Here is a 16,573-nt window from a genome sequence, read left to right on the forward strand (position 1 = left end):
GGACAAAATGCTTCACTGGAAATAAAAATTAAATTTTAGGATGAATGAAAATGAATTTACAGAGTATCGACTTTGGACTAGACGAAACACTAATCGCTTTACGTGATTCTGTAGCTGCATTCTGTGCAAAGGAAATCGCACCTATTGCTCAACAAGTTGATCAAGACAACTTATTTCCAGCTCACTTATGGAAAAAATTTGGTGATATGGGGTTACTTGGACTTACCGTGAGTGAAGAATACGGTGGTGTCAATCTGGGTTATTTGGCTCATATCATTGTCATGCAGGAAATTTCACGAGCATCTGCTTCCATTGGACTTTCATACGGGGCACATTCAAATCTTTGTGTGAATCAAATTAACCGTAATGGTAGCGAAGAACAAAAACAAAAATATCTTCCTAAATTAATTTCTGGCGAATATGTCGGTGCTTTGGCAATGTCTGAACCAAATGCGGGTTCAGATGTCGTTAGTATGAAATTACGTGCTGAAGAGCATGGTGATCACTTTGTACTTAATGGCTCAAAAATGTGGATTACCAATGGTGGAGATGCTGACGTGCTGGTGGTTTACGCCAAAACTGACATCAATGCTGGTGCCAAAGGCATGACTGCTTTCATTATTGAAAAAGGCATGGAAGGCTTTAGTCATGGGAGTCACTTAGACAAACTCGGAATGCGTGGTTCAAATACTTATCCCCTGTTCTTTGACAATGTCAAAGTGCCTAAAGAAAACGTCATGGGTGGTGTGGGTAACGGTACAAAAGTGCTCATGAGTGGATTGGATTACGAGCGTGCAGTTCTCAGTGGTGGACCACTAGGCATTATGGATGCATGTTTAGATGTGGTCATCCCATACATTCATGAACGTAAGCAATTCGGTCAATGTTTAGGTGAATTCCAACTCATGCAAGGCAAAATTGCGGATATGTATTCTGCATGGTTGGCGAGCAAGGCTTTGGTTTATGCCGTGGGTGCAGCATGTGATAAAGCTGATCATGATCGTGGTTTACGTAAAGATGCAGCAAGTGCCATTCTCTACTCAGCTGAAAAAGCAACCTGGATGGCTGGTGAAGCAATTCAAACCCTTGGGGGCAATGGTTATATCAATGATTACAGCACAGGTCGATTATGGCGTGATGCCAAACTCTATGAAATCGGTGCAGGAACTTCTGAAATTCGACGCATGTTAATTGGTCGTGAGTTATTCAACGAAACCAAATAATTCAAGTTAATACAAGGAAGTCATTGATGAACGAAATTAAAAGCAAAATCAATCCACGTAGTGAAGAGTTTAAAATCAATCAAGCTGCGATGCTTGAATTGGTCGCAGACTTAAAAAAACAAGCTCACACCATTGCCTTAGGCGGTGGAGAAAAAGCACGTCAGAAACATTTAGCACGTGGCAAATTATTACCGCGTGAGCGGATCGATCAACTCATTGATGCAGGAACTGCCTTTCTTGAAATTGGTCAACTCGCTGCTTATCAAGTTTATGCTGATGATGTTCCAGCTGCAGGTGTGGTTGCAGGTATTGGTCAAGTGCATGGTGTGACTTGCATGATCGTTGCCAATGATGCAACGGTTAAAGGGGGGACATATTATCCTTTAACTGTAAAAAAACATTTACGTGCGCAAGAAATTGCTGAACAAAATCATCTTCCTTGTATTTATATGGTCGACTCAGGCGGTGCATTTCTGCCAATGCAGGATGAAGTATTCCCTGATCGCGATCATTTTGGACGAATTTTTTACAACCAAGCACGCATGTCGAGTAAAGGTATTGCACAAATAGCCGTGGTTATGGGGAGTTGTACTGCGGGTGGCGCATATGTCCCTGCCATGTCCGATGAAACAATTATTGTCCGCAATCAAGGTACGATTTTCCTCGGTGGTCCACCTTTGGTAAAAGCTGCAACAGGTGAAGTGGTGACTGCTGAAGACCTTGGTGGTGGCGATGTTCATACCCGTTTATCTGGTGTCGCAGATCATCTTGCAGAAAGTGATGAACATGCGATTCAAATTGCACGCAATATTGTTCAAAACCTAAATATCGAACCGAAAGCATTTAAGACAGAAATTGAAGAACCACTTTATAGTGCTGAGGAACTCTATGGTGTCATTCCGAGTGACTCACGCAAGCCCTTTGACATCCGTGAAGTGATTGCACGTATCGTGGATGGTTCAAGACTTGATGAGTTTAAAGCTCGTTTTGGTACAACCTTAATTACAGGTTTTGCATCTATCTACGGCATGAAGGTCGGAATCATTGCCAATAACGGAATTTTATTTTCAGAGTCTGCACAGAAAGGCGCGCATTTCATCGAATTATGTACGCAACGCAATATTCCACTGCTCTTTATCCAAAACATCACAGGCTTCATGGTCGGTCGCCAATATGAAAATGAAGGTATTGCCAAAAATGGAGCCAAATTGGTCATGGCAGTAGCGACCGCAAATGTTCCTAAAATCACCTTGGTGGTCGGTGGTTCTTTTGGTGCAGGCAACTATGGAATGTGCGGTCGAGCATATTCTCCTCGCTTCTTATGGACTTGGCCGAATTCACGTATTTCCGTGATGGGCGGTGAACAAGCTGCTAGTGTTCTCTCCACGATTAAGCGTGATCAAATTGAGCAACGTGGTGAAACTTGGTCAGCTGAAGAAGAAGATCAATTCAAACAACCTTATCGTGATCAATTTGAAAAGCAAGGACACCCTTATTATGCATCTGCACGGTTGTGGGATGACGGTGTGATTGATCCAGCAGAATCACGTCATGTCTTAGGTCTGAGTTTGGCTGCTGCATTGAATGCACCAATTGAACCAACTCAGTTCGGCGTGTTCCGCATGTAAGGAGAAAATGACATGAGTTATGAATTTTTACAGCTTGAAATTGAACGCCAAGTTGCGACCGTATGGATTAATCGTGCTGAATTACACAATGCATTCAATACACAAGTGATAGAAGAGCTGAATCACTGTTTCACAACTTTAAATGCTAATGATGACGTCCGTGTTGTCGTTTTGGCAGGTCGTGGTAAAAGCTTTTCTGCAGGTGCGGACCTCAATTGGATGAAACAAGCAGGTCAAGCATCAAAAGTGGAAAATGAAGAGGATGCTTTGAAACTTGCCAAAATGTTACAAAGTTTAGCCACGCTGAAACAACCGACTATCGCACGTGTCCATGGTATTGCATTTGGCGGCGGCATGGGGCTTGCTTCAGCATGCGATATTTGTGTGGCTTCCGCTGATGCTAAGTTTGCCACTTCAGAAGTGAGATTAGGTTTAGCACCTTCAACGATTAGTCCATACGTGATCCGTGCCATCGGTGCTCGTCAAGCATCTCGATATTTTCTCACTGCTGAACGTATTTCTGCAGAACAAGCAAAGCATATTGGTCTCGTCCATGAAGTTTGTCAGCCAGAACAGTTGGATGCCACCGTATCGGAAATCATTGATGCAATTTTGCTTGGTGGCCCTGAAGCTCAAGCTGCGTCAAAGTCTTTGATTCGTTTAGTTGATCATCAAGAAGTCACAGAAGATTTACTGATTCAAACCGCTCAACACATTGCGCACGTACGTCAAGGTGATGAAGCCAAAAATGGCTTAACTGCTTTTTTAAATAAACAAAGCCCAGCATGGATTCAAGCAACGGCAGAACAATAAAAAGGAATTCAATATGTTTAAAAAAATTCTCATTGCAAACCGTGGCGAAATTGCATGTCGTGTGATGCGTAGTGCACAAAAATTAGGTATCGCAACCGTTGCAGTCTACTCAGATGCAGATGCCCAAGCGCAGCATGTCAAATTAGCAGATGAAGCTATTTGTATTGGTGAATCCCCTGCTGCACAAAGTTATTTACAAGCAGATCGTATTATTCAAGCTGCACTAAAAACTGGAGCGGAAGCCATCCATCCAGGTTATGGTTTCCTATCTGAAAATGATCAATTTGCTGAAGCCTGTGAAAAAAACAACATTACTTTTATAGGGCCTCCAGTGGCTGCCATCTTAGCCATGGGTTTAAAGGCAACGTCTAAAGCATTGATGGAAAAAGCAGGTGTACCACTTACACCTGGGTATCATGGCAGCAATCAAGATGCAGATTTTCTTAAACAACAAGCTGATCAGATTGGCTATCCTGTACTGATTAAAGCCAGTGCAGGTGGTGGTGGTAAAGGCATGCGCTTAGTTGAGCGTGCTGAAGATTTTCTTCCTGCACTCAACTCATGCAAAAGTGAAGCGAAATCAAGCTTTGGCAATGATGACGTTCTAATTGAACGTTATGTTGTCAATCCTCGTCATATTGAAGTGCAAGTTTTTGGTGACAAACATGGCAATTATGTTCACCTCTTTGAACGTGATTGCTCTGTGCAGCGCCGTCACCAAAAAGTCCTAGAGGAAGCCCCAGCCCCTAAAATGGCCGAAGTTAAACTCGATGCGATGCGTGAAGCTGCGATTAATGCTGCCCGAGCAGTAGACTATGTCGGTGCTGGAACGGTTGAGTTCATTGTTGAGCAAGATGGTACAGCATACTTCATGGAAATGAACACTCGCCTTCAAGTTGAACACCCTGTGACGGAAATGATCACAGGACAAGATTTGGTTGAATGGCAATTACGTGTTGCTTATGGTGAACCTTTGCCAAAACAACAGTCTGAATTAAAAATTCATGGCCATGCACTTGAAGCTCGTGTTTATGCAGAAGAGCCAGAGAAAGGATTTCTCCCAGCAATTGGAAAAATTAATTATCTTCATTATCCGACTCAAAATGAATGTGTCCGTGTTGATAGTGGCATTGTGCAAGGTGATGAGATCACAACGTTCTATGATCCAATGATTGCTAAACTCATCGTATGGGGAGAAAATCGTGAAGCAGCACTCGTCCAAATGCATCATGCTTTGAGCCACTTTCATGTCGAAGGCTTAGGCAACAATATTGCATTTTTAGATCGCTTAGTGGCATGTGACTCTTTCAAAAATGCCAACCTAGATACTAATTTAATTCAGCGCGAAGATGAGTTCCTATTTAAAACCACTACTCCTTCTTCGTCTGAAACAATTGTCACAGCAGCATTTATTGAACTGCATTCTCAGTTAAATGAATCCAAGCGTACAAGCCATCCAGTTTGGAAAGCAAAACCCCTGTGGAGAAGTAATGTTGATGCGCGTACACCGATAAAACTTGAACATCTCGGACAAACGTATCAAGTTGAATTTATCTCAACTTCACAAGGGTTCGAAGCACAGCTTGATGGCGAAAGCTACGCTATCTCAGGTCAGTTGCTCAATGAAAATCTCATGGCGATCTATACCTCTTTCGGTCAAGAGAAAATCAGTTTTAAAAAAACCAATTATGCGGTCACCCTATTTAAAAATGGGCAGACTTTTAAATTTGAACTCATCAAACCTAATTTTAATACAAATGATCAATCTTCATCTGACTCAAATCTAAAAGCACCAATGCCGGGTGCAGTGACACAAGTATTTGTTTCAGCAAATCAACGTGTAAAAAAGGATGAAGTGTTATTAACGTTAGAAGCAATGAAAATGGAATACGCTATACGTGCACCATTTGATGGTGTCGTAGTCGCAGCTTATTTCCAACAAGGTGATCAAGTGAAAGCTGGTGATGAGCTGGTTGAGTTTCAAGCTGCTGAGGAGAATGCGGCATGATGAAAACAACCAATCAAACCACACCAAATCACGATAATTTTGTGAAAATCGTTGAAGTTGGACCTCGTGACGGTCTTCAGAATGAAAAAACACCCTTAACATTCGAAGACAGACGCAATCTTATTCTTGATTTGATGAAAACTGGTTTGAAGAATATCGAAGTCGGTTCTTGTGTATCTGCAAAGTGGGTACCTCAAATGGCTGAAAGTGATCAACTCTATGCTAGCCTACCACATGATGAAGATATCCAGTTCAGCTTACTGACACCAAACCTTAAGGGATTCGAGTCAGCTTTAGCTGTAGGCTGTAAAGAAGTTGCGGTTTTCACCGCTGCTTCTGAAAGCTTCACTCAAAAGAATATAAATTGTTCAATTGAGGAAAGTTTTGAGAAGTTTGCTGATGTATTACAGTTTGCTCAAAAACATGATATTAAAGTACGCGGATACGTTTCATGTATCGTCGACTGCCCCTATGAAGGTCCAATTGATCCATCTAAGGTTGCTGAAGTCAGTGCAAAGTTAATTGATCTAGGTTGCTACGAAGTATCCTTGGGTGAAACCATCGGCACAGCTACACCTGATCGTGTTTCCAAAGTTTGGAATGCATGTTTGGAACGAATTGAACCACAACTTTTAGCTGGTCATTTTCACAATACCTACGGCATGGCAATTGCCAATATCTATCAATCACTGACACAAGGCATTCGCATATTTGACTCATCGATTGCAGGACTTGGCGGTTGTCCTTATGCCAAAGGTGCTTCGGGTAATGTATCCACTGAAGACTTATTTTATCTCTTGTCCAATATGGGCTATGAAACTGGCATTGACCTAGATGCCCTGATGCTTGCGAGTCGTAACATTAGTCAAGTTTTGCAACGAAACAATCCATCTAACTATGCCAATGCATATTGGCAAAAAAAATGTGCTTAGTACGTATCAGCATTATGAAATGATGAAGATCGGAAGCTGATTCAGGATGAACAAAATAAAAATACAATGAGGTGTTCAATGACGAACAAAGTGTATGAAAGTGCTGAAAGTGCACTGAACGATATCATTCAAGATGGTCAAACCTTAGCTGTTGGTGGTTTTGGCTTATGTGGTATTCCTGAGGCTTTGATTGCTGCCCTGAAACAAACAGGAGCTAAAGAGCTGACTTGTATTTCAAACAATGCGGGTGTAGATGGTTTTGGTTTAGGATTATTACTCGAAACGAAACAAATTAAAAAAATGATCTCGTCCTATGTCGGAGAAAATAAAGAATTTGAGCGACAATACTTAAATGGTGAACTTGAAGTCGAGCTAACCCCTCAAGGCACTTTGGCTGAAAAACTCCGTGCTGGTGGAGCTGGGATTCCTGCATTTTTTACCCAAACAGGCGTAGGCACGTTGATTGCAGAAGGTAAAGAAGTACGTGAGTTCAATGGAAAAGAATATATTTTAGAACCCTCTTTAACTGCAGATGTCGCTTTGGTCAAAGCGTATAAAGCAGATAAGGCGGGTAATCTAATCTTTAGGAAAACAGCTCAAAATTTTAATCCCGTTTGTGCGATGGCTGGGAAAATTACAGTCGCTGAAGTTGAGGAAATTGTAGAGATCGGTGAGCTCGATCCCGATTCGATACATTTGCCTGGCATTTATGTAAATCGTATCGTTCTTAACACCACACCAGAAAAAAGAATCGAACAAATGACCTTAAAGGCGGAGGCATAAGTTATGGCATGGACGCGTAATGAAATGGCACAACGAGCTGCCTTGGAGCTCGAAGATGGATTTTATGTCAATTTAGGGATTGGATTGCCAACATTGGTTGCGAACTATATTCCTGAAAATATCAATGTTTGGCTCCAATCTGAAAATGGTTTGCTAGGAATTGGCGAATTTCCGACAAAAGAAACCGTAGATGCTGACCTGATTAATGCGGGTAAGCAAACCGTTACGGCGCGAGCAGGCGCTGCATTCTTTTCCAGTGCTGATTCATTTGCCATGATCCGTGGTGGGCATGTGAATATAGCTATACTTGGCGCTATGGAAGTCTCTGAGCAAGGTGATCTTGCGAATTGGATGATTCCAGGGAAAAAAGTCAAAGGTATGGGTGGAGCAATGGATTTGGTGGCTGGCGTACAAAAAGTCGTCGTGCTGATGGAACATTGTGCCAAAGATGGCACCCCAAAAATTGTTCCGGAATGCTCACTGCCTCTTACAGGTAAAGCAGTCGTTCATCGCGTGATCACAGATCTAGGGGTCTTGGATATCACGCCTCAAGGGGTAAAACTGATAGAACTGGCTCATGACGTCACCTTTGATGAGATACAGAAAGTGACTGGTGTTCCCCTAATTCAATCGAAATAAGATCTCTAAAAAAACCACGCTAAGCGTGGTTTTTTATTTAGAAAGCATTCATCAAAGAGACGCCAATACCCGCATAGGTAGCACGATGATTATAATCAATCAAACTCTCACCATACCCATCGAATAATTGAAAATGACCTCTAAGTTTCCCACTGATTGGGAATGCCCAATCAAATTGTACAGCTCCTCGAGAATCATCCCCACCCTTAAGTGAATGTCTTAACATCAAACTAAAATCATGATCATTCCAACGGTAAAAAGTCGTCAAATCACCACGACCAATGTAGTTTTTAATGTCAGGATTGTTATCATCATTAAAATCTTCTTCGATTCGATACCAAGGTCGAATCATCATAGCGAAATTATCACGCTCAAATCCTAAGTTCAGCATCACACGGTTCCAACTACGTGATAAAGGATCCGAACGTCCATTTGATTGATGATTCAGCGTTAAACCGAGTAAGCGACCATTTAAACCTAAAAATTCATAGTTGGTTCGAAACACAATACTTGCTTCAGGTTCATAATTCGTTTCACGAAATGGTCGTGATTCTTCAGAGTTGTAAACCTGCCAACGAGACGACTGGGTATAACCTAACCAAATATCGCCATTATTCCCGATTAAGTTTTCAACAGCTTTGGTTTTCAGTGAAATTTGAAACTTAGACTCTAAAGACTTTAAATTTTGTTCATCTTCTACGGTGTTTTGAGGATTTGGACTCGATGGAAATTCGTTCTTATCAGACGTCCAAAATGCAGGAAGCAAATACACAGGTTGATGTGCACGGATATTCCATGTACCTAATTTACTGTCTTCAGCCAATTCCCATCGTTTATCAAGCAACGATGAATTTGGTGTAATTACAGGACCTTCCACTGAAAACAAGTTTTCAACTTTTTGTTCGATTTTAGACTTTAAATCCTGTGGTTCAACCTGCGGTGCTGGTATTTCACGCGCAGCCTGACGCTCAGAAACATACGCAGGTTGCTCAAGTTCAGGGGCTTTGAACAATGCATCATAACAGGCTAAACGCTCTGCATTTGAATCAAGTGCAACGCACGCTTGTGGTGACGCTGGATTCGCTGGTACCACATCTGTTGCCCAAACAGTCTGTATAGGCAAACACATAAACGACGACACACCCAACCATATTGGTGAACGTTTTATTCTATTTCGCATTGGCTAAGCCCCATTTTTAATTTTAATTCACTTGTTTTATTGAAAACCCAAGTTCTGCAAGTTGCTCTTTTTTAGCCATTGGTGCTACAACAGCCTTCGTTGGTTTTTGGTTCACTAAATACGTTTCTGCTACACGTTTTAGATCATCTAACGTTACATTGAGCAAACGCTCTCGTAAAGTTTTTCTGAATTGAGGCGTACGTCCATGCAATAATGCATAACATGCAGTAATAGCTTCACCTGCTGGAGAACCTGGCTTATCCATGCTCGATACAAGACCAAGAATCGCCTCTTCAAGTTGGTGTGGTTTTTGTTCAGTATTCAATAACCAATCAATACTTGCTTCAAAATCTTGGAAAGTTTCTGCTAAACGTGGATCACGATAACTATAGAATCTAAATGCACAAGCATTGCCATCATAGCTTGCACCACCACCATAAGCGCCTCCTTTTTCACGGATTGCACTATGTAGGAAACCATTACGTAGATAACCCGCAAGCACCATTAACGGTGCTGCATCCGGATGAGAAACTTCAACTGCTGGATAAGCAGAAGCACAGAATTGGACATTGGATTGAATCAGCCATGCTTCATCATTTTGTGTTTGTTCAAAATTAACTTCAGTAAGACGCACTGGTTCACGATTCACTTCAAGTTTATCCCAAACATTTTGAATTTCTTCAATTAAACGTTCAGACTGCTGCTCTTCACAGACCAGTAGGAACTGTTTAGGCGCGAGTAACAACAAACGGTGAATATTTTGCAGTTCTTCAATGAGATGCGCATAAGCTTGCTCATCTGTTTCAATTCTTTGAACAAGCTCGCTCAACCAATTAAGCGCACCTAAGCCAGTATTATTATAATCACGTAATGCCAATGCACTCATATTACGAGAAGCGATCTGCATGGCATAGCTATGTCCAGAACCAGACAAACGGGATGCCCAACGCGTCTTACGTTGTTGTAAGAGTTCAATAATACGGTCCTTTTCATCAAAACGCAGTTTCTCAAATGCCAATTTTAACAATTGAATCGTATCTAGTTTGTGGGCAAGCGATTTTGTTGTCAGCGTTAAAAATGCGCTAATTTTACCTTTATCATCAACTTTACTACGTAGAGATGCCCCCATCCCAAGGCCACCACTTACCGCTGTTTGTAATTGCTGTAATTCTAAATAATTATATTGACCTGCACCGACCTCGCCCATGAGCACTGAGAGTAAGTTAAAGTAAGGTGATTTCACGACTTGATCAGGAATTTGAATAATCACTTGTTGATAATAAATTCCGTTAGTACCAGCATGGTATAAGTTCAAGGGTGTATCTAAGTTATTAGAAATGATTTCTCGCAATTGACCTTGAACGACTGGAAGCTCAGCAGGAATATCTTCTAAACCAACTTTCGGCAATAAATCTAAGTTATCAGGAGTTGCCTGTCTTTCATTTAATGCCTCAGTCTGGCGTACAATTTCCGCTTTTTCGGCATCTGTTAAGCGTGCACCTATATCAGCTAAACGCTGTTTTTCTGCTTCAGCCTCTAATTTCGACTTATTCGCATCTGGTACAAGCGTCATCTGTACACGATGCGGATTATCAATCAAGTGGGTCTTAATCAGATTAGGCAACCACATCGGGTCTTTCAACTGCTCTTTCACTTGCTCAATGGTCGAATCTACGTCCCAAACATGTATTGGATCATTATGATGAATTGCACTGCTTAAACCATTGAGGATGAGGCTTAGACCATAAGGCGTGCCATCTCCACCAATTTCTCGTTGGTGTAATTCAATTTGATGCAAAATCGCATCAACGAATGACTGATCTACAGGCTTCGAGGCAACCTCGTTCAGCACATTCAACACACCGTTTTTGAATGTTTCTGCATGTTCAGGATTTGAACCTTGAATACCACAGTAGAAAGTCATTTCATAGTTAGAATCATCAAGACCTAAAATTGGTCCTGTAGATTGAGCATAACCACACGTTTCTAAATAGTGACGTAATGGTGAAGCAGAATCTTCCAATAAGATCCCTTCAGCCAAACGTAAGCCTAAACGAAGTTGAATATCACTAGATTCAGGAAGTAACCATGCCAGTACATGGTAGGTTTTATCTTTCAAATCTTCAGCATCTACCGCGTAAGTCTCTGTCACCTCAATAGGTGCTTCTAAACGCTGTTCTGGTGTCGAATATAAGGTTTGACCTTTCTTAAACTTAGATAACGCTAAAGTTTCAAACTGCTCTTGTAACTCATAAGCAGATTGATTACCAAAAGTCATGAAAATAGCGTTACTTGGATGATAATGTGACTTATAGAAACTGACTAACTCTTCGTAAGTTAAATCAGGAATATCCTTCGGATCACCACCAGAATTATAGTGGTAAGTCGTTTTAGGGAATAAATGATGAGCAAGTTGGTGATATAACTGATCTGAAGGTGAACTCATTGCACCTTTCATTTCATTAAAAACCACACCCTTGTAAACAGGCTCACCATTCTCCAACTCAATTCGGATACCTTCTTGAGCGAAATCCAAAGGGTTTAAATTGGCTGCAAATGCTGCATCCAAATAGACGGAAAGTAAGTTTTGGAAATCTTTTTTATTCTGTGTCGCAAATGGATAAGCTGTCCAATCGGCAGCTGTAAATGCGTTCATAAACGTATTTAGAGAACGACGAATCATTAAAAAAAATGGATCACGTACAGGAAATTTTTCAGAACCACATAATGCAGTATGCTCAAGAATGTGTGCTTCGCCTTTTGAATCCATCGGTTGTGTACGGAAAGCAACTAAAAAAACATTTTCATCATGTTCAGTTGCTAGATGAAAATGCACAGCGTCAGTTTCTTTATGACGGTATTCTGAAACTAATATATCGAGTGCGGCTACATGATGTTGACGTACCAACTGAAACGCGGGATGAACGGTGTTTTGAATTGTTTCAGTAACATCTACGGTCATGTGTGCTCCTTAATTTACATAAATTTTAACAAAGATCATTATACTGATAGTTCAATACAATTCATCATTTATACAACAAACTCCAACTATTTTCCGAGTAAAATAGTCAGATTAAAACTAAATCAATAAAACTATATCTGAATTAAATGATTCATTTCGATTAAATGTGGGTTAAAGCTTGAAAATCAAGCTATACGCTACTGAATTCAATCGCATTGGTGTAAAATCGTTTTCTTTTTTCGTGATGTGAATTTAGACATGGCTAAAGTTGACCTTTTTGCGATTGGCAATGCCCTCATTGACCAAGAATTCAAAGTATCTGATGAATTTCTTTTAGAGCAAAATTTGCAAAAAGGTACTATGCAGCTTACAGATGGGGAAACTCAAGCCCGTCTATTTCAAAACTTAAAAAATTCTCAAGAATATAAAGGTCAAGCCTCTGGGGGATCTGCAGCCAACTCAACAGTGGCTTTTAGTGCCTTAGGTGGTCAAGCGTTTTATGGATGCCGTGTCGGCAATGATGATCTTGGAGCGTTGTACTTAAAAGGTCTAAATGATGCAGGAATACAAACCTCTGAACGTTCGATCAGTGAAGGCGTAACTGGGACTTGCATGGTTTTGGTCAGTCCTGATTCAGAACGTACCATGCATACTTTCTTAGGTATTACAGCTGAACTCAGTAATGAACAAATTGATTTTGAAGCGCTAAAAACCGCTAAATGGTTATATATAGAGGGTTACCTTTCTACGAGTGATACGGCACGAGCTGCCGTGAAGCAAGCGCGTGCAATTGCGAAAGCAAATAATGTTAAAATTGCGTTAACGCTCTCTGATCCTGCTATGGTGCAGTACGCGCGTACAGGCTTGGACGAATTATTAGATGATGGTGTAGATGTTCTATTCTGTAATGAACAAGAAGCATTGATGTATACACAAACTGATGACTTACAAAATGCTCTTGCTGCACTTAAAAAATTAAGCTCTACCGTCATTATTACGCTTGGAGCAGACGGCGCTCTTGTAGCAACGGAATCAACTGCACTTCAAGTGAAAGGACGTAAAGTTGTTGCTTTAGACACGAACGGTGCTGGTGATGCTTTCTCTGGTGCATTTTTATATGCATTAAATGCTGGTAAAGATTTACAAACAGCGACTGAATTGGCTATTTTAATCTCAAGCCAAGTGGTTGCTCAATTTGGTCCACGTTTAGACGTAGCTGATTACGCTAAATTTCTTAAAGAATTTCAAATAGAAGTCGCATAAAATGAATAAAATTTGCATGACTGAAGACATTCCTGAAAGAGAATCTCGATCTTTTGAAACTGAAAATGGTGAAAACATTTTCATTACGCAACGAGATGGTTGCTTCTATGCGTATCAAAATGTATGCCCACATTTGCAAGTTGAGCTCGAGTTTCTTGAAAATCAATTCTTAGATCGTGATCAAGAGTTCATTGAATGCTCTACTCATGGTGCTTTATTTGATGTAGAAACTGGTGTGTGCATTTCAGGCCCATGCCAAGGTGAATCTTTAGAAAAAGTCGAGATTAAAGTTCATTCTGATGGTGGAATTTACTTAGAATCTTAAGTCATGAGGTGAAGGACATGCTGGCATTTTTAATGGAAATTGATTTAATGCCATTTCATATGTGCGTGTTTGCATTGCTAATGCTCAGCATGGCTGAAACCTTAGGCTATTTTGTGGGATTAAGACCTAGTCAATTTATAAAAAAATTAACACCTTATTGGCTTATTCGCCTTCCTTTGCTTCAAGTTAAATTTTCCAAAGTTCTCATTCTTGTTTTTTTTCTGATCAATTTTAGTTTTGCTGGATATTTTCTTCAGCTCATTGTATTTGCAAGCCAGAAAACCTTTCTAGCTTGGTACTATGTTTTATTACCCGCTTTAATTATCGCAATCTTCTTTACGGTATTTATGATTCATTGTTTGGATCAAGTGATCAAACCCAAGTACAAATCAGAGCACTCAAATTTGCTTGGTCGACTAGCAACTGTTTCCAGTGGTAATGCACGACCTGGTTTCTCTGCTCAAGCACGCGTTCGCGATGAATTCGGTCAATTACATTATGTACAAGTTGAACCAGAGTTTGGGGAACTTGAATTCCAATCTCAAATCCTCCTGATCCGTGCAAAAAGATCTCATTTTATTGCTAAAAAAATTGCCAAAACAAATCAACTTTTCAATGTTGATCAGCATTAATGAGCTATTAACACCCCACTTCAATTATATGCATTTGATTTGAAAATAGTTCATTCAAGGTATTTGTGACGCCTATTAAATTTAAATCCAACCCACTCAACGATTATATAAAATTAATAAAATCTTTATAACCAACTATTTTAATCAGATTTAAAACCAACCAATTTAATAAGCTTTAAAACAACAATCCTATTATTTTAGTTGGAATTAAAATATTAATACCAAGTAATTTAGTCTATTTTATTTTTAAATATAACCATTTTAGTCGGATTTAATATAATTAAAAATTAAAACAACAAAATATTGTTTTTATTATATTTTTTATATTAAAAATATTTATGACTATAAAGTATTTATTTTAAATAAAAAAAAGATAATAATATTTAGAATAGATTTAAATAATGCATTTAAATATGATGATTAAACCTTCAAGTTTAAATAAAAATTTAATCAAAGAGATTACTTTGATTCTTATTATCAAAGTAATCATTCTTATCGTGATTAAAAATATCTGGTTTGATGCACCTACCATTCCCAAAAACTTTGACCATCAAGTCGCTGAACGAATTACGGGCAGCGAACTTAAAATGAAGGAGACACGTTGATGATTTCTGAAAGCGTGGTCGATCTATCGCGGTTTCAATTTGCAATGACCGCAATGTATCACTTTATATTTGTACCCCTCACTCTAGGTTTGGCATTTATCCTTGCCATCATGGAAACCACCTATGTCATTACAGGCAAAGAGATTTACCGAGACATGACCAAGTTTTGGGGTAAGTTATTCGGGATCAACTTTGCTTTAGGGGTAACCACTGGACTAACGATGGAATTCCAGTTTGGTACAAACTGGGCTTACTACTCACATTATGTAGGTGACATTTTCGGAGCGCCATTAGCAATCGAAGGATTAATGGCCTTCTTTTTAGAATCTACTTTTATTGGTTTATTCTTTTTCGGCTGGGAACGTCTTTCTAAAGTCCAACATTTATGTGTGACATGGTTAGTGGCTTTAGGCTCTAATATGTCAGCACTTTGGATCTTGGTTGCAAATGGTTGGATGCAAAACCCTGTCGGGGCCGCATTTAACTATGAAACCATGCGAATGGAGCTGGTAGATTTTGCCGCACTAATCTTTAACCCAGTGGCACAAGTTAAATTTGTCCATACTGTTTCTGCGGGTTATGTGACTGGTGCAATTTTTGTATTGGCAATTTCAAGTTATTACCTACTTAAAAAACGTGATTTGGCCTTTGCGCGTCGTTCATTTGCCATTGCTGCTATTTTCGGTCTTGCTTCGACATTATCCGTAATTTTACTGGGTGATGAATCAGGATATGAATTAGGTGATGTTCAAAAAACTAAACTCGCTGCAATTGAAGCCGAATGGGATACACATCCAGCACCAGCTGCATTCACATTATTTGGTATCCCCAATCCTGAGACGCAAACAACAGACTATGCTGTGAAAATTCCATATGTGATGGGTTTAATTGCGACTCGCTCTACAACTGAACAAGTCACAGGGATCAAAGATTTAATCGCACAACATGAGCAACGTATCCGTAATGGTATGGTCGCTTATGCACAGCTTGAACAACTTCGTGCTGGAGATCAATCACCAGAACTCAAAGCTGCATTTGACGAGACTCAAAAAGATTTGGGTTATGGTCTATTGTTGAAGAAATACACACCAACTGTGGTTGATGCTACTGAACAACAAATTAAATCTGCAGCTTTAGATACTATCCCTCATGTTCCAAGTTTATTTTGGGCATTTAGAGCGATGGTGGCGTCAGGTTTCTTGATGCTCTTGTTGTTCATTCTTGCAACGTACGCTGTCATGAAACGTAATGCTGAAAATAAAACTTGGTTGCTCAAGTTTGCACTGATCGCCCTTCCACTTCCATGGATTGCAGCTCAAACAGGTTGGTACGTTGCTGAAGTTGGTCGTCAACCATGGACTATTGGTGAAGTTTTACCAACACACCTATCTGCATCAAGTATTAGTTCAGCTGATGTATGGGGTTCAATTTTAGCACTCGCTGCTTTCTATACAGTACTACTCATTATAGAAATGTATTTAATGATCAAGTTCTCAAGATTAGGACCAAGCTCTTTACATACTGGTAAGTATCATTTCGAAAAACTAGCAGCAGCCAATAAGTCAACTGAGGAGATTTAA

The 16,573-nt window shown here is 40.0% G+C and carries 14 protein-coding genes; 12 read left to right on the plus strand and 2 right to left on the minus strand.

The window, feature by feature from the left end:
- Window positions 1-50 precede the first annotated feature (50 nt).
- The 7 genes from AC1M9P_RS13450 to AC1M9P_RS13480 all read left to right on the plus strand — a co-directional run bounded on the left by AC1M9P_RS13450 (window position 51) and on the right by AC1M9P_RS13480 (window position 8,026).
- Window positions 51-1,223: an isovaleryl-CoA dehydrogenase gene (locus AC1M9P_RS13450; protein WP_481587948.1), complete on the plus strand. Its 1,173-nt coding sequence runs from the start codon at window positions 51-53 to the stop codon at window positions 1,221-1,223.
- A 26-nt stretch (window positions 1,224-1,249) separates the two neighbouring features.
- Complete coding sequence (locus AC1M9P_RS13455; protein ID WP_481587949.1) at window positions 1,250-2,851, plus strand: carboxyl transferase domain-containing protein; 1,602 nt, start codon at window positions 1,250-1,252, stop codon at window positions 2,849-2,851.
- Between the two features lie 12 nt (window positions 2,852-2,863).
- Window positions 2,864-3,664, plus strand: coding sequence for an enoyl-CoA hydratase/isomerase family protein (locus AC1M9P_RS13460; protein ID WP_481587950.1), 801 nt, complete (start codon window positions 2,864-2,866; stop codon window positions 3,662-3,664).
- A 13-nt stretch (window positions 3,665-3,677) separates the two neighbouring features.
- Window positions 3,678-5,672 carry an acetyl/propionyl/methylcrotonyl-CoA carboxylase subunit alpha gene (locus AC1M9P_RS13465; RefSeq protein WP_481587951.1) on the plus strand — a complete coding sequence of 665 codons (1,995 nt, stop codon included), beginning with the start codon at window positions 3,678-3,680 and terminating at the stop codon, window positions 5,670-5,672.
- Complete coding sequence (locus tag AC1M9P_RS13470; protein WP_481587972.1) at window positions 5,672-6,604, plus strand: hydroxymethylglutaryl-CoA lyase; 933 nt, start codon at window positions 5,672-5,674, stop codon at window positions 6,602-6,604. The genes AC1M9P_RS13465 and AC1M9P_RS13470 overlap by 1 nt, the downstream gene beginning before the upstream one ends.
- 78 nt (window positions 6,605-6,682) lie before the next feature.
- Window positions 6,683-7,387: a CoA transferase subunit A gene (locus AC1M9P_RS13475; RefSeq protein ID WP_092768413.1), complete on the plus strand. Its 705-nt coding sequence runs from the start codon at window positions 6,683-6,685 to the stop codon at window positions 7,385-7,387.
- 3 nt (window positions 7,388-7,390) lie between these two features.
- Window positions 7,391-8,026, plus strand: coding sequence for a CoA transferase subunit B (locus tag AC1M9P_RS13480; RefSeq protein WP_481587952.1), 636 nt, complete (start codon window positions 7,391-7,393; stop codon window positions 8,024-8,026).
- Window positions 8,027-8,063: 37 nt separating this feature from the next.
- On the opposite strand, the gene AC1M9P_RS13485 is transcribed toward AC1M9P_RS13480, so the two are convergent.
- Together AC1M9P_RS13485 and AC1M9P_RS13490 are read right to left on the minus strand one after the other, a co-directional pair.
- The gene (locus tag AC1M9P_RS13485) at window positions 8,064-9,155 is read right to left on the minus strand and encodes a phospholipase A (protein ID WP_481587973.1); all 1,092 of its coding nucleotides are present in this window, start codon (window positions 9,153-9,155) and stop codon (window positions 8,064-8,066) included.
- A gap of 73 nt (window positions 9,156-9,228) precedes the next feature.
- Entirely contained in the window at window positions 9,229-12,168 is a 2,940-nt protein-coding gene (locus tag AC1M9P_RS13490; protein WP_481587953.1) for an insulinase family protein, read from the minus strand.
- A 258-nt stretch (window positions 12,169-12,426) separates the two neighbouring features.
- On the opposite strand from AC1M9P_RS13490, the gene AC1M9P_RS13495 reads away from it, so the two are divergent.
- The 5 genes from AC1M9P_RS13495 to AC1M9P_RS13515 all read left to right on the plus strand — a co-directional run bounded on the left by AC1M9P_RS13495 (window position 12,427) and on the right by AC1M9P_RS13515 (window position 16,573).
- Window positions 12,427-13,431 carry an adenosine kinase gene (locus AC1M9P_RS13495; protein WP_481587954.1) on the plus strand — a complete coding sequence of 335 codons (1,005 nt, stop codon included), beginning with the start codon at window positions 12,427-12,429 and terminating at the stop codon, window positions 13,429-13,431.
- Between the two features lie 16 nt (window positions 13,432-13,447).
- Complete coding sequence (locus tag AC1M9P_RS13500) at window positions 13,448-13,756, plus strand: Rieske (2Fe-2S) protein (protein WP_481587974.1); 309 nt, start codon at window positions 13,448-13,450, stop codon at window positions 13,754-13,756.
- A gap of 17 nt (window positions 13,757-13,773) precedes the next feature.
- Window positions 13,774-14,388, plus strand: a complete 615-nt coding sequence (locus tag AC1M9P_RS13505) for an OB-fold-containig protein (RefSeq protein WP_035266601.1) — start codon at window positions 13,774-13,776, stop codon at window positions 14,386-14,388.
- A 413-nt stretch (window positions 14,389-14,801) separates the two neighbouring features.
- The gene (gene cydP, locus AC1M9P_RS13510; RefSeq protein ID WP_481587955.1) at window positions 14,802-14,993 is read left to right on the plus strand and encodes a cytochrome oxidase putative small subunit CydP; all 192 of its coding nucleotides are present in this window, start codon (window positions 14,802-14,804) and stop codon (window positions 14,991-14,993) included.
- Window positions 14,993-16,573, plus strand: a complete 1,581-nt coding sequence (locus AC1M9P_RS13515; RefSeq protein WP_035266593.1) for a cytochrome ubiquinol oxidase subunit I — start codon at window positions 14,993-14,995, stop codon at window positions 16,571-16,573. Before cydP ends, AC1M9P_RS13515 begins: the two co-directional genes overlap by 1 nt.

Source organism: Acinetobacter sp. 25-47-122, assembly GCF_056779695.1.

What these genes read in the sequence shown, in the direction of transcription:
- AC1M9P_RS13455 (WP_481587949.1), top strand. Translation starts at nt 1,250, where the DNA reads ATGAACGAAATTAAAAGCAAAATCAATCCACGTAGTGAAGAGTTTAAA.
- AC1M9P_RS13500 (WP_481587974.1), top strand. Translation starts at nt 13,448, where the DNA reads ATGACTGAAGACATTCCTGAAAGAGAATCTCGATCTTTTGAAACTGAA.
- AC1M9P_RS13495 (WP_481587954.1), top strand. Translation starts at nt 12,427, where the DNA reads ATGGCTAAAGTTGACCTTTTTGCGATTGGCAATGCCCTCATTGACCAA.
- AC1M9P_RS13460 (WP_481587950.1), top strand. Translation starts at nt 2,864, where the DNA reads ATGAGTTATGAATTTTTACAGCTTGAAATTGAACGCCAAGTTGCGACC.
- AC1M9P_RS13465 (WP_481587951.1), top strand. Translation starts at nt 3,678, where the DNA reads ATGTTTAAAAAAATTCTCATTGCAAACCGTGGCGAAATTGCATGTCGT.
- AC1M9P_RS13490 (WP_481587953.1), bottom strand. Translation starts at nt 12,168, where the DNA reads ATGACCGTAGATGTTACTGAAACAATTCAAAACACCGTTCATCCCGCG.
- AC1M9P_RS13450 (WP_481587948.1), top strand. Translation starts at nt 51, where the DNA reads ATGAATTTACAGAGTATCGACTTTGGACTAGACGAAACACTAATCGCT.
- AC1M9P_RS13485 (WP_481587973.1), bottom strand. Translation starts at nt 9,155, where the DNA reads ATGTGTTTGCCTATACAGACTGTTTGGGCAACAGATGTGGTACCAGCG.
- AC1M9P_RS13480 (WP_481587952.1), top strand. Translation starts at nt 7,391, where the DNA reads ATGGCATGGACGCGTAATGAAATGGCACAACGAGCTGCCTTGGAGCTC.
- AC1M9P_RS13475 (WP_092768413.1), top strand. Translation starts at nt 6,683, where the DNA reads ATGACGAACAAAGTGTATGAAAGTGCTGAAAGTGCACTGAACGATATC.
- AC1M9P_RS13470 (WP_481587972.1), top strand. Translation starts at nt 5,672, where the DNA reads ATGAAAACAACCAATCAAACCACACCAAATCACGATAATTTTGTGAAA.
- AC1M9P_RS13515 (WP_035266593.1), top strand. Translation starts at nt 14,993, where the DNA reads ATGATTTCTGAAAGCGTGGTCGATCTATCGCGGTTTCAATTTGCAATG.
- cydP (WP_481587955.1), top strand. Translation starts at nt 14,802, where the DNA reads ATGATGATTAAACCTTCAAGTTTAAATAAAAATTTAATCAAAGAGATT.
- AC1M9P_RS13505 (WP_035266601.1), top strand. Translation starts at nt 13,774, where the DNA reads ATGCTGGCATTTTTAATGGAAATTGATTTAATGCCATTTCATATGTGC.